The organism is Paraburkholderia sp. (assembly GCF_036488505.1).
GTDB lineage: Bacteria > Pseudomonadota > Gammaproteobacteria > Burkholderiales > Burkholderiaceae > Paraburkholderia.
The window spans coordinates 1-12,382 of sequence record NZ_DASXHN010000392.1 but is presented as its reverse complement, the minus strand read 5'-3'; the positions used below and the strand labels follow the sequence as shown (position 1 = coordinate 12,382).

11 protein-coding genes are annotated in these 12,382 nt (G+C 64.0%); 4 read left to right on the top strand and 7 right to left on the bottom strand.

The window, feature by feature from the left end; genetic code table 11:
* Window positions 1-282 precede the first annotated feature (282 nt).
* On the bottom strand, window positions 283-1,524 hold the full coding sequence (locus tag VGH68_RS22905; RefSeq protein WP_331605996.1) for a cupin domain-containing protein: 1,242 nt from the start codon (window positions 1,522-1,524) through the stop codon (window positions 283-285).
* Between the two features lie 32 nt (window positions 1,525-1,556).
* On the opposite strand from VGH68_RS22905, the gene VGH68_RS22900 reads away from it, so the two are divergent.
* A complete protein-coding gene (locus VGH68_RS22900; RefSeq protein ID WP_331605995.1) occupies window positions 1,557-2,099 on the top strand; it encodes a peptidylprolyl isomerase in 543 nt (180 codons plus the stop codon).
* Here VGH68_RS22900 and VGH68_RS22895 read toward each other — a convergent pair.
* The 4 genes from VGH68_RS22895 to VGH68_RS22880 all read right to left on the bottom strand — a co-directional run bounded on the left by VGH68_RS22895 (window position 2,079) and on the right by VGH68_RS22880 (window position 8,750).
* Window positions 2,079-3,518, bottom strand: coding sequence for a hypothetical protein (locus VGH68_RS22895; protein WP_331605994.1), 1,440 nt, complete (start codon window positions 3,516-3,518; stop codon window positions 2,079-2,081). The two genes, VGH68_RS22900 and VGH68_RS22895, sit on opposite strands and share 21 nt — an antisense overlap.
* Complete coding sequence (gene mutS / locus VGH68_RS22890; protein WP_331605993.1) at window positions 3,505-6,207, bottom strand: DNA mismatch repair protein MutS; 2,703 nt, start codon at window positions 6,205-6,207, stop codon at window positions 3,505-3,507. Before mutS ends, VGH68_RS22895 begins: the two co-directional genes overlap by 14 nt.
* Before the next feature lie 216 nt (window positions 6,208-6,423).
* Window positions 6,424-7,722, bottom strand: coding sequence for a lysophospholipid transporter LplT (gene lplT, locus VGH68_RS22885; protein WP_331605992.1), 1,299 nt, complete (start codon window positions 7,720-7,722; stop codon window positions 6,424-6,426).
* Window positions 7,723-7,946: 224 nt separating this feature from the next.
* Window positions 7,947-8,750 (bottom strand): inositol monophosphatase family protein, encoded by an 804-nt coding sequence (locus VGH68_RS22880; protein ID WP_331605991.1) that lies wholly within the window; start codon window positions 8,748-8,750, stop codon window positions 7,947-7,949.
* Between the two features lie 149 nt (window positions 8,751-8,899).
* On the opposite strand from VGH68_RS22880, the gene VGH68_RS22875 reads away from it, so the two are divergent.
* From VGH68_RS22875 to cysE, 3 genes are all read left to right on the top strand, one after another.
* Window positions 8,900-9,118, top strand: a complete 219-nt coding sequence (locus tag VGH68_RS22875) for a hypothetical protein (protein ID WP_331605990.1) — start codon at window positions 8,900-8,902, stop codon at window positions 9,116-9,118.
* Between the two features lie 16 nt (window positions 9,119-9,134).
* Window positions 9,135-9,968, top strand: a complete 834-nt coding sequence (locus tag VGH68_RS22870) for an RNA methyltransferase (RefSeq protein ID WP_331605989.1) — start codon at window positions 9,135-9,137, stop codon at window positions 9,966-9,968.
* 295 nt (window positions 9,969-10,263) lie between these two features.
* Window positions 10,264-11,094 (top strand): serine O-acetyltransferase, encoded by an 831-nt coding sequence (gene cysE, locus VGH68_RS22865; protein WP_331605988.1) that lies wholly within the window; start codon window positions 10,264-10,266, stop codon window positions 11,092-11,094.
* Between the two features lie 79 nt (window positions 11,095-11,173).
* Here cysE and VGH68_RS22860 read toward each other — a convergent pair whose 3' ends face one another.
* Window positions 11,174-11,971: a UDP-2,3-diacylglucosamine diphosphatase gene (locus VGH68_RS22860; RefSeq protein WP_331605987.1), complete on the bottom strand. Its 798-nt coding sequence runs from the start codon at window positions 11,969-11,971 to the stop codon at window positions 11,174-11,176.
* A 129-nt stretch (window positions 11,972-12,100) separates the two neighbouring features.
* Window positions 12,101-12,382, bottom strand: a 282-nt coding sequence (locus VGH68_RS22855; protein ID WP_331605986.1) for a peptidylprolyl isomerase, incomplete at its 5' end; no start/stop codon positions are given.

Below are 12,382 nucleotides of genomic sequence, written 5' to 3'. Positions count from 1 at the left end.
GCCAGTGCCACAGCTGCCAACAGGGATGCTACGAGGAGGGATTTCTTCATGATCACGTCCTTTTATGGTTTAAAGGTAAGCAACAGCGCAAAATAAAACCGGTAATGTGCTCCAACACCGACCTGGGCCGCTGGTGGAGATACTCTCTCGACGAGCTGAAATCTTCCCTACGGCTTGGGCGGAAATTATAGGCACTTTCGTACTGACAGTCGATAAATCCGGGGTCAATACGTTGTCTTTCTCATACAAAATTTCGCTGTACGGTATAGCAGGCGGGAAGACCTACGCAAGCTCGCCCACCTGTATCCAGCCCGCACAATACCACTCGTGTAGCAGTGCTGTCACCGGTGAATCGTGCGATAGTGTTACAAAGCGTTTCGCACTCATGGAGCGCCGATTAGCGAGATCGAACAGCCATTTTTTCGCGCCATCCCATGCAGTTTGTTCTCCATTTACGTAGAAAAAACGACGTTCATACAACAGGTTAGTCTTCCGATCGAGCCGGAGCCCCTGTTTCGATGCGGCACCGATGAAACGCGCTTCGTTGAGCGGCCTTTGCGGCGGATCGAAGACGACGCTCGGCTTGGGTTCGCTGAAGTACGTGCCAAGGAACGACGCAATGTCCTGCTCATTCCATCTCACGCGAGCAAGGATTGCGCCAACCCGTTCGACCAGCGCCGCGGGCAACTCGGCCGGCTGCTCGACCGCGGGTTGCCGCGGGTCACGGTAGAGCGCGCCTGTCTTGCCTGCGGCTTCGCCTCGCTCGGCGAGATGGTAGAGAAACTGGGCGGTCAACTCGCTCTCCGAGGGCGCGCGAAAGCCGATCGAGCAGGTCATGCATTCACCTTCGGCGATGCCGTCATGCGCGATATGCGGCGGCAGATACAGCATGTCGCCCGGCTCGAGCAGCCACTCCTGTTCAGGCGCGAAGTTCTGTAAAACTTTCAATGGCAGACCCGCTTGCAACGTCAGATCCTGCTGTGCGCTGATGCGCCAGCGGCGCTTGCCTTTTACTTGCAAAAGAAACACATCGTAGGAATCGAAATGCGGGCCGACGCCGCCAGCATCACTCGCGTACGAGATCATCAGGTCGTCAAGCCGCGCGTCCGGCACGAAGCGGAAGCGATCGAGCAACGCACGCGCGCGGTCGTCATGCAGGTCCACGCCCTGCACGAGCAGCGTCCATCCGCGTTGCTTCGCCGACGGCAGTTCGTCGGGTGCGAACGGGCCGTGCTCGAGCTGCCATTTATTGCGGAAGTGAGTGATCAGACGCGCCTCGACTTCGTCCTGGTCGGCCAGCGCAAAGAGTTCGTCGCGCGACAGCGGTTCCGTGATGTTCGGGATCGCCTGACGGATCAGCAGCGGCTTTTTCTGCCAGTACCGGCGCATGAATTGCGATGGGCTCAGATTGCCGAGCAATGCGGTGGGAACGTCGGGCGCGGGCGGAACAACGGGCTCTGGAACAGACGACGAATTGCGTGTCGAAGCTGCCTCGACCGAGTGGTGAGTGGGCCGCCTGGGCATCGTATAATGTGAGTTGTATTCTGGAGAATGGAATGAAAATCGCAAAGAACACCGTCGTGTCGGTCGCCTACAAGCTATCGGATGCACAGGGCAATCTGATTGAGGAAAGCGACGAACCGATGGTCTATCTGCACGGCGGCTATGATGGCACGTTCCCGAAGATCGAGGAAGAGCTCGACGGCCACGAGACGGGCTTCGAGACCCAGATCCAGCTCGAACCGCAAGATGCGTTCGGCGAGTACGATCCGGATCTCGTAAAGATCGAGCCGCGCGATCGCTTCCCGGAACCGCTCGAAGTCGGTATGCAATTCGAAGGCACGCCGGAAGATGGCGACGAGGAAATCGATGCGCTGGTGTACGTGGTGACCGATGTCGCGGAAGACAAAGTCGTGCTCGACGGCAATCATCCGCTCGCCGGTATGGCACTGCGTTTCGCGCTGACGGTGAAAGACGTGCGTCCGGCTACCGAAGACGAAATCGAACACGAGCACGCGCATGGCGCGGACGGCCTCGAAGTCCTTGACGACGATGAGGACGAAGACGAAGAAGACGATTCAAAACCCACCCTCCACTGAACTTGCCGGCTTGCCGGGACCGCCTGACATGGCGCCCGGTGTGCGCGGCGCCGCCGTTGCGGGGGCTGGAGGCGCCGACACAGGCAGCGAAGGCGAGGCCGGCAGTATCGACCCCGGCGGCATCGAGATTGCCGGCCCGTAACCGCCACCGCCCTGATCGGACGGGATGCGTGGCAACTGATCCTGCGGCGATTCTCCAGGCGTTTGCAATAGCGGCGGCAATTCCGATGCCGGCCCGAACCCTTCCACGTTGGGCATCTCTGGCGCCGCCGGCATCGACGCGGCCGGCTCGTCGCGCGGCGACCCGGCCGGCAGCACAGGCGGCGTAGTCGGCAGTGGCATCTCTTTCGGCACGTCGCGTACGCTCACGCGAAATGGCGGCCTCCTGCTGAAATCCGCTTCAATCTCAATCCACTGGTTAAGACGATCGCGCGGTGCGATGCCGACGAGCGTGAGATTCGTCACGACCGTGCCTTTGTCGTTGCGTAGCGGCTGATCGATGACGAAACCCCCGACCGCGCGCTCGTCGTCGGAATGAACCACGACGACCGGTCCGTGGAAGGTCTGCGCGAGTTTGACGAGACTGCGCTTGAATTCCAGAAAGCCGTCGCGCCGCGAGCTGTGTGCGAAATGCAACCATGCGAAGCGTTCGGGCCGCTCATAACGCTGCGGATCGAAGTCACCCTGGACGAAGATGACGATCGCGCGGGCATTGCGGCGTTTCGCGTATTCGCCCGCGTGCTCGAGCCAGAACGCATTCGCGATCACGCGGTCCTCGAACTCGCCATTGCGCCCGCCCGCAGTCAGATAGTGGTTGTTCGGGCCCGGCACATTCAGACCGACGAACACGATGTCGCCAGCCTTGTCATCAAGAACCCAGCGCATGTTCTCGCGGTAGGGGCGAAAGCGCGAGACTTCGCTTTCGCGTGTCAACGCGATCGGGTGCTGGCCCATCGACGTCGAATCGGCGAACAGCGTTTGCCGCAGCAGGTCGAGCCGCTCGACCGGATCGAAGCCGCCGGCGTCGGCCGTTGCGCAATCGATCCAGTCATGCTGACCGGGGATGAAGAAGAGAGCGGGCCGCGCGCTTTCGAGCAGCGCGTGGCGGCGCTCGTAAAGCGAGTCGCGACAAGCTTCCTTAGCCCCTTTCAGATTGCCGTTGTAGACGATGAAGCGCACGTCGCGCTCGCGGCCGATCGCATCGAGCAGCCGTTGCGTGGACGCTTCGTCGGCGGGGCTGTGCATCGTGTCGGCGACGACTGCGAACGCGAAGCGCGAGGCTTCTGCGTGCGCCGGCGCAGTCCCTGTGCACAGCACCGCGACTGAAACGATACCGCCGGTCAGCGCACGCGCATGCCGCAGCGCCGCGCGAAACCCGCGCGGGCCCCACGGGTGCATCGGTCTGTCAGTGGTCCGCATCCGGCGCGGCGGCCAGTTCGTGCAGTTCGTACAGCAGCTCGAGTGCTTCGCGCGGACGCAGATTGTTTGGATCGATGCCGCGCAAACGCTCGACGAGCGTCTGCATTGCAGGCGATGCAGGCGTGACCCCGCTGTCGGCGTTGCGGTCGTCGGCGCCGTAGTCGTCCACGGCATCTTCGGCGAGCATCGCCGGTGGCGCGGCAAACAGGTCCAGCTGCGGCGTGGGCTGCCCGGCCGATTGCTGCTCCAGATGCGCGAGATGCTTGCGCGCCGCGCGGATGACCGCGTTCGGCACGCCCGCGAGTTGCGCGACCTGCAAACCATAGCTCTGATTCGCCGGTCCCTCGTTGACCGCGTGCAGGAACACGATGCCGCGTCCATGCTCGATCGCCGACAGATGCACGTTGGCCGCATGCGGGAATTCCGCCGGCAGTTGTGTCAGTTCGAAATAGTGCGTTGCAAATAGGGTGTGGCAGCCGTTGTGCGCAAGCAGATGCCGCGCAATCGCCCATGCGAGCGCGAGACCGTCGAACGTCGACGTACCGCGGCCGATTTCGTCCATCAGCACGAGACTCTGCGGCGTCGCGTCGTTGAGGATCGCGGCGGCTTCGGTCATCTCGACCATGAAGGTGGAGCGGCCGCCAGCGAGGTCGTCGGCGGCGCCGATGCGCGTGAAAATGCGGTCGACCGGCCCGAAGGCCGCGCGCCGCGCGGGCACGTAGCTGCCCACGTACGCGAGCAACGCGATCAGCGCGGTCTGGCGCATGAAGGTCGATTTGCCGCCCATATTCGGGCCGGTGATCAGTAGCAGCTTGCGCTCGGTGTCGAGTGAGCAGTCGTTGGCGATGAACTGCTCGACCTGCGCCTCGACAACTGGATGGCGACCCTGTTCGATGTCGATGCCCGCGTTCGGCGAGAAGGTGGGCGAGACCCAGTCGAGTGCGCGGGCGCGTTCACCGAAAGCGGCGAGCAGATCGAGCTCGGCAAGCGCCGATGCGACGCGCTGACAATCCGGAATGAACGGCAGCAGCGATTGCAGCAACGCGTCGTACAGTGCGCGTTCGCGTGCGAGAGCGCGCTCCTGCGCCGACAGCGCTTTGTCTTCGAAGGTTTTCAGCTCGGGCGTGATGTAGCGCTCGGCGTTCTTCAGCGTCTGACGGCGGCGATAGTCGTCCGGCACCTTGTCGGTCTGGCCGCGCGTGACCTCGATATAGAAGCCGTGCACCTTGTTGTACTCGACGCGCAGATTGCCGATGCCGGTACGCGCGCGCTCGCGTGTTTCGAGATCGATCAGGAACTGGCCGCAGTTCTCCGAGATATCGCGCAGTTCATCCAGCTCCGCGTCATAGCCGCGCGCGATCACGCCGCCGTCGCGCACCATCGCAGCGGGTTCTGGTGCGACCGCGTGCCGGAGCAATTCGACGCACGCGTGCGGCGGTTCGAGCGACGCGTCGATGCGCGCGAGCGAATCGGCGTTGGGCGAGATAGCCGCGAGCTGTGCGCGCAACGCGGGCAGTGCGATGAACGTATCGCGAAGGCTCGACAGATCGCGCGGCCGCGCCGACAGCAGCGCGAGACGGCCGGTGATCCGTTCGATGTCGGAAACCTGTCGCAGCGCGCTGCGCAGCGTGTCGAGATCGGTGCCGGCCGGCGCGTCGAGCAGCGCGCCGATGGCCTGCTGACGGGCTTGCGCCACCGCCGAATCGCGCGGCGGATGATGCAGCCAGTGACGCAGCAAGCGGCTGCCCATCGTCGTGCAGCAGGTGTCGAGCAGCGAGCACAGCGTCGGCGCTTCGGTGCCGCGCAGCGTTTCCGTGAGTTCGAGGTTGCGGCGTGTGGCCGGATCGAGGCCGATATATTCGGATTCGTATTCGACCTTCAGGCTGCGCACATGACGCAGTTGCTGGCCTTGCGTGGACGCCGCGTAGAGCAGCAACGCGCCGGCCGCGCCGCACGCGCAGCCGAGCGAATGGGCGCCGAAGCCGTCGAGGCTTGCCACTTCGAGTTGATCGCACAGACGCTTCGTGCCCGAGGTGATATCGAAATGCCAGGCCGGCACGCGCGTGAGCGCGCCGGCGTTGACCGGCGGGGTCCAGCTTGCCGAATCGGCGGTGGTGTCGGCGACGAGAATTTCCGCGGGACGGATGCGTTCGAGCGCGGCGGCGACCTGATCGGGGGCAACTTCGGCGAGCCGCAGCGCACCGCTCGCGAGATTGAGCCACGCGAGGCCGACGCTCGTCGCGACGCCGCGACGGTTATGGGCGACGCACAGCGAGAGCAGATAGACGTCGCTCTTGTCGGACAGCAGCGCGGCGTCGGTCAGCGTGCCCGGCGTGACCACGCGCACGACCTTGCGCTCGACGGGCCCTTTCGATGTGGCCGGGTCGCCGATCTGTTCGCAGATGGCGACCGATTCGCCGAGCTTCACCAGCTTGGCCAGGTACTGTTCGACCGCGTGATGCGGCACGCCCGCCATCCTGATCGGATTGCCCGCCGATGCGCCGCGCTGCGTGAGCGTCAGATCGAGCAGGCGCGCGGCTTTCTCCGCGTCGTCGAAAAAGAGCTCGTAGAAGTCGCCCATCCGGTAGAACACCAGCGTACCCGGATGCTCCGCCTTGATGCGCAGGTACTGCTGCATCATTGGCGTGTGTTGTGCGACCTCGTTGGCCGCTGCGGTTTGAATGCCCATCCTTGATGTCTTCTTGCGGTAGATGCTCAGGGCGTGAGTTTAACCCGCCGGCGCGGCAAGCGGCCCCTGGCCGAATGGCCGATGCCCAACGCCGATTCTCGATGCCAGCATGGCGGCAGCATCACTGATCCGGCGGCCATGCGCTGCCGTGAAGACGCGCGTCGACCCGCTCGCGCAGACCACTCATCCAATCACTGCCGCAGGACTGTCATGTATTCACTCCTCGACCATCGCTCGCACATCCACCGTACGCTCGTTGGCGGCGCTGCGCCGCTTCGCGAGCCACATCAGCAGCGTGATGAAGCTGCCGAACACGACAATGATCCATTGCGCCGGCATTTTCGCGGTGAGCAGCAGCGCGTACGCGCCCAGCATCAGCAGCACGGCGAGATTCTGGTTGAAGTTCTGCACCGCAATCGAGTGACCGGCCGACAGCAGCGTTGCGCCGCGATGCTGAAGCAGCGCGTTCATCGGCACGATAAAAAAGCCGGACAGCGCGCCGAGCAGGATCATCAGCGGATAGGCGAGCAGGATGTAAAAGGGCGCGACGTGCGAGCCCAGGCGCAGGCCCGCGCCAGGCGGGAACAGGTCCTTGTTGTAGAACGCCATCGCAATCGCCACCGCGCCGGTCAGCACGCCGATCGGCAACACCCGCAGCGATTTGCGCAAAGGGATCAGCGCGGCCGCGCTGGCTGCGCCGATCGCGATGCCCACGCCGGTCACGCCCTGCATCACCGCCGCCTTCGACAGCGACAGCCCGAGGTTCACGTTCGCCCATTTGAGCACCAGCAACTGCATCGTCACCGCGGCGCCCCACATCAGCGTCGTCACCCACAGCGCGATCTGCGCAAGCTTGTCGGCCCACAACACATGGAAGCAGTGATGGAAATCGCTGACCAGCTTCTTTGGCTCCGTCAGACGGTTGGGATAGCGCGCGCCGGTATCGGGAATGAAAATGTTGATCGCGGCGGCGATCGCGTACGTCAGCATCACCGCGAACATCGCGAGATCGGCGGCCGAGCGCATCAATGGCAGATGCGCATGCGCGACGAAGCGCTCGACGACTGCGCTGATCAGTGCGCCGCCGAGCATCGTCCCGACGATCGTCGACAGCACCGTCGCCGATTCGAGCCACGCGTTCGCCTTCACGAGTTTCGCGGCGGGCAGCAGCTCGGTGAGAATGCCGTACTTCGCCGGCGAATACGCGGCCGCGCCAAAGCCGACCACGCCGTATGCAATCATCGGATGAACGCCCGCGATCATCATCAGGCAGCCGCTCGCTTTCAACGCATTGGAGATGAACATCACGTGGCGCTTTTGCATCGAGTCGGCGAACGCGCCGACGAACGGCGCGAGCAGCACGTACGAGATCGTGAAGAAGATCTGCAGCAGCGGCGTGACCCATGCGGCCGAACGAAGCACGGAGAGCAGCGCGATGGCGGCGATCAACAGCGCATTGTCCGCAAGCGACGAAATGAACTGCGCGGCAATGATCGTGTAGAAGCCTTTTTTCATGAAGCGGATGAGAGGCTGCGCGCGGGTCGGGGGTGGGGTGGAGTCAGCGAAGTTTGGAGCAGAGAATGGGCCAGGTTGCGCCCGGGTCGATCGGGCCGCCTCACGGCTTTTGGTTTTGTAGCATGATCATCCATGCGGTGCAGCGTCGCCAACAAAAAAAGCGGCCGGGGCCGCTTTCTCGCACAACGATTCGTGGCTCGCGCGGCCAGCCGAGGCGGCGCGCTTCAGGCCGACTGCTGGCGCGTACGGCTGTAGCGGGAGAGGACCGGGATCATCTGCGCGTAGACCTTCGGGTTGCCCACGACGATTTCGCCGACGTGCAGGAAATCCGAATCGCCCGTGTAGTTGCCGACGAGGCCGCCCGCTTCGGTGATCAGCAGGCTGCCCGCCGCCACGTCCCATGCATTCAGGCCCTGCTCGAAGAAGCCGTCCATGCGGCCGGCGGCGACGTTCGCCAGATCGAGCGCGGCGGCGCCCGGACGACGCAGGCCGGCGCACGCTTTGGTCATTTCGGCGAACTGGCGGCCGTACGATTCGAGGCTATCCTGCTCGCGGAACGGGAAGCCGGTGCCGATCAGGCAGTCGGCGAGGCGGTCACGTTTGGCGACGCGGATGCGGCGATCGTTGACGAATGCGCCGCGGCCGCGCGAGGCGGTGAACAGATCGTTGCGGTTCGGATCGTAGACGACGGCTTGCGTGACGATGCCCTTATGCGCGAGTGCGATCGACACGCAGTAATACGGAAAGCCGTGGATGAAGTTGGTGGTGCCGTCGAGCGGATCGATGATCCACTGGTATTCGGAGTCGTTGTCCGACTTGCCCGACTCTTCCGCGAGGATTGCATGATCGGGGTACGCGGTCTTCAGCGTTTCGATGATCGCCGCTTCAGACGCTTTGTCGACCTCCGTGACGAAATCGTTGTGCTGCTTCTTGCTGACCTGCACCAGGTCGAGGTCGAGCGATGCGCGCGTGATGATTTGGGCTGCGCGGCGCGCGGCCTTCACAGCGATATTGAGCATGGGATGCATAAACGGGTCCTTGTGCCGGGGCAGCGCGGCTGCTTGCCGGTAAATAAGCGCGAAACCTGCGCTGATGGGTGCCGCAAGGGCGCGGAAACAGCACGGAACGCGTGGCCGGACATAACCGGCGCGCATTGCATTCCGTCTACGGAGTCGAATTGAACAAGAACGTTGCGACCGGTTCGGCGGGAGCACTGGGGCAAATGCCACCCATGCCGGCGCCGGACGCGAAAGGCGATATTTTACCTGAGTTTTTGCCGGGTTTTTGCCCGGTTCCAGGCGCCACCGGGCGTGCGAGCGATTCCGCGCCACCGCCGTTTGGCGCTACCATACGCGGCTTCAGTTTTGTCTTCATTTCGCTTTCATTGCGTCCCTAGCCAGCCGAGTCTCATCGTGGATCACACCCACCATTCATCCGACCCCGCCGTGGCCGACCTGCGCGGCGGCTTTACGTCGACGCGCTTCGTGCTCGTCGAACCCAGTCATCCGGGCAACGTCGGCGCCGCGGCGCGCGCGTTGAAAACCATGGGGTTTTCGAGGCTCGTGCTGGTGTCGCCGCGCTTGCCGAACGTGCAGAACGATCCTGAAGCGATCGCGATGGCAAGCGGCGCCGACGACGTGCTCGCCTCCGTCCACGTGGTGCCGACGCTCGCCGACGCACTTGCCGGCGTCCATTGGTCGATCGCGCTGACCGCGCGGCTGCGCGAATACGGGCCGCCGCAACGCACGCCGCGCGCGGCCGCCGCCATCGCGCACGAGCAGGCCGCCCATGGCGAGATCGCGCTGGTGTTCGGCAACGAGCGCACCGGGCTGTCGAATGAGGACGTCGAGCGATGCAGCGCGCTCGCGCATATACCGGCCAATCCCGCCTACAGCTCGCTGAACCTGGCGCAGGCGGTGCAGGTGCTCGCCTACGAATTGCGCACCGCGTATCTCGCCGTCGATGAGACGGCCGGCGGCGCGCCTGCGGTGAACCCCGCCGGCGCGGGGCAGGCGGAGCCCGCCGGATCGCGCACGCAGATGGCGGCGAGCGACGAAATCGAAAGCATGTTCACGCATCTGGAGAGCGCGCTCGTCGCGCTGGAATTTCTCGACCCGGCTAATCCGAAGAAGCTGATGTCACGATTGCGGCGGCTCTTCGCGCGCTCAGGACTCGAGCGCGAGGAGGTCAACATCGTGCGCGGCATCGCCAAGCACATTCTGCTGAAGACGAAACGAACCGGCTGATAGCGTCACTGCGCGTCAGACAGAGGTGAACGCCGTGAGACGACTGGGCCGTGCCACCGCAAGCGGGGCAGGTTTCTGACGACGACCTTGCTGCCAGCGGTGGCTTCGGCAGAGTTCCCACAATCGCCCTACAATCCACGAGACGTTCGAAGCAAAGCTGCCGACGTGGTAAGCGTCAGGTTGGCCGTGATGCGTGGCGCGAAATGCGGAACGCGTGCGCCCCGCATGTACAGGCACGACGCAGCGCAACGCCCAAGCACGCGGACGTCTTCCCTCCCACAACACAGTCCCTGTCATGTTCACGAGACTTCGCGAAGATATCGCCACGATCCGCGAGCGCGATCCCGCCGCCCGCAGCGCATGGGAAGTGCTGACGTGTTATCCGGGCTTGCACGCGCTCGTGCTGCACCGGTTCGCACACGCGTGTTGGCAGGCTAAACGTCGCTGGCTCGCGCGTTTGGTGTCACAGATGGCGCGTTTCCTGACCGGTATCGAAATTCATCCGGGCGCGACGCTCGGCCGACGCGTGTTTATCGATCATGGGATGGGCGTCGTCATCGGCGAAACCGCGCAGATCGGCGACGACTGCACGATCTACCAGGGCGTCACGCTCGGGGGCACGTCGCTCACGCGAGGCGCGAAACGGCACCCGACGCTCGAGCGCGGCGTCATCGTCGGCGCGGGGGCGAAGGTGCTAGGCGGCTTCACAGTCGGCGCCGACGCGAAAATCGGTTCGAACGCGGTCGTCACCAAGCCGGTGCCCGCGCGCGGGACGGCGGTCGGCAATCCGGCGCGGATCATCGTGCCGGCAGCGGCTTCGGCTGCCACGGCCGGTGCCAGTGCCGATTCCAGCCGGGCCGCGCGCGATGCGAAACGCGGCGGCGAAACCAGCGCATTCTGCGCATACGGCATCACCCCTAACGCGGACGATCCGGTGTCGCTCGCGATCCATGGCCTGATCGATCACGCTGCCACGCAGTCGCGGCGTATCGACGATATCGTCGATGCGCTCGAGCGGCTCGGTACGAGTCTCGAAGGGCTGCAGGGCGCGGATGCGGCTTTGCTCGATCTGCGGCGCCTGTCCGTGGCAATCGCGGGCGGGGTGGAAGGGGCGGCGCAGCGCTAGGCGGGTGACGAACCCGAACTAACGAAGAACGGAGCCGGCGTTCCGCAGGAGGCGTCGCGCGTCGCGCAACCCGGCCGCGTCAATCCAGCGGCAAAGCCCGGATCCCTTCCGCATCGATTCGCAGATATCCGCCGCGATGTCCGCCGTGGTCGAGATCCCAATCCGGTAGAACCCAGCGTGTGCCCCCCGGCTCGCGATGCCGCGCGGGCAGATGCGTATGCCCGTGAATGATCGTCGCCGCTTTCGATGCGTTGAACAGCGCGGCGACCGCCTTCGGTGTCACATCGTATTTGATCGATATCGGCCGCATCCGGCCATGCTCGCTGTTCGAGCGCATGTTCTCGGCGAGCTTGCGGCGCCAGCGAAACGGCCATGCAAGAAACAGCATCTGCGCGAAGCGGTTGCGGGCGAAAAGCCTGAACAGTTGATAGCCGCGATCCGCAGTGCACAGCGCGTCGCCGTGCGCGAGCGCGATGCGCGTGCCGAACGCGGTGATCACGAACGGGTCCGGCAGCCAGATCGCGCCGGCCATTTTCATGAAACGTTTGCCGAGCAGAAAGTCGCGATTGCCGTGCATGATGTAGAGCGCGATGCCGCGCTCGGACAGCGTGTGCATGAGCGTCGCCATACGCGCGACGAACGGATCGCTGAGCATGTCGTCGCCGATCCAGTATTCGAACAGGTCGCCGAGGATAAAAACCGAATCGGCTTCTTCAGCCGTGATGCGGATGAAGTGTTCGAACGCGGCGACCGTGTGCGGGATCGCCTCGTTCAGATGCAGATCCGAGATGAAGAACAACGGGCGTGCGCCGTGCGGGCGTTTGCCCTCACCCGGCACGCCCGCGGCCACGCTTCGCAGCGGCGTTTCTTGCAGCATTGAAGGTTGCCTGATTTCAGTTGCAGTTAAATGCTTCGCCGAACTGCGCGCTGTGCGCCAGCGTGTTGTTGCCAAACCCAGGGCCGCAGCTGAACCCGCGACCGCAACCGCTGACGCACGGCCCGTTGCTTATTCGACGATGACCGCTTTCTCGATGATCACGTCGTCCGCCGGCACGTCCTGATGGAAGCCCTTCGAACCCGTCTTCACCTTCTTGATCTTTTCGACGATGTCGAGGCCGTCGACCACTTTGCCGAACACGGCGTAACCCCAGCCTTGCGGCGTCGGCGACGAGTGATTCAGAAAGTCGTTGTCGTTCACGTTGATGAAGAATTGCGCCGTCGCCGAATGCGGATCGTTGGTGCGCGCCATCGCGATCGAACCGTTGACGTTCTTCAGACCGTTGTTCGC

What these genes read in the sequence shown, in the direction of transcription:
- mutS (WP_331605993.1), bottom strand. Translation starts at nt 6,207, where the DNA reads ATGGGCATTCAAACCGCAGCGGCCAACGAGGTCGCACAACACACGCCA.
- VGH68_RS22905 (WP_331605996.1), bottom strand. Translation starts at nt 1,524, where the DNA reads ATGCCCAGGCGGCCCACTCACCACTCGGTCGAGGCAGCTTCGACACGC.
- VGH68_RS22880 (WP_331605991.1), bottom strand. Translation starts at nt 8,750, where the DNA reads ATGCATCCCATGCTCAATATCGCTGTGAAGGCCGCGCGCCGCGCAGCC.
- VGH68_RS22895 (WP_331605994.1), bottom strand. Translation starts at nt 3,518, where the DNA reads ATGCGGACCACTGACAGACCGATGCACCCGTGGGGCCCGCGCGGGTTT.
- VGH68_RS22900 (WP_331605995.1), top strand. Translation starts at nt 1,557, where the DNA reads ATGAAAATCGCAAAGAACACCGTCGTGTCGGTCGCCTACAAGCTATCG.
- VGH68_RS22860 (WP_331605987.1), bottom strand. Translation starts at nt 11,971, where the DNA reads ATGCTGCAAGAAACGCCGCTGCGAAGCGTGGCCGCGGGCGTGCCGGGT.
- cysE (WP_331605988.1), top strand. Translation starts at nt 10,264, where the DNA reads ATGTTCACGAGACTTCGCGAAGATATCGCCACGATCCGCGAGCGCGAT.
- lplT (WP_331605992.1), bottom strand. Translation starts at nt 7,722, where the DNA reads ATGAAAAAAGGCTTCTACACGATCATTGCCGCGCAGTTCATTTCGTCG.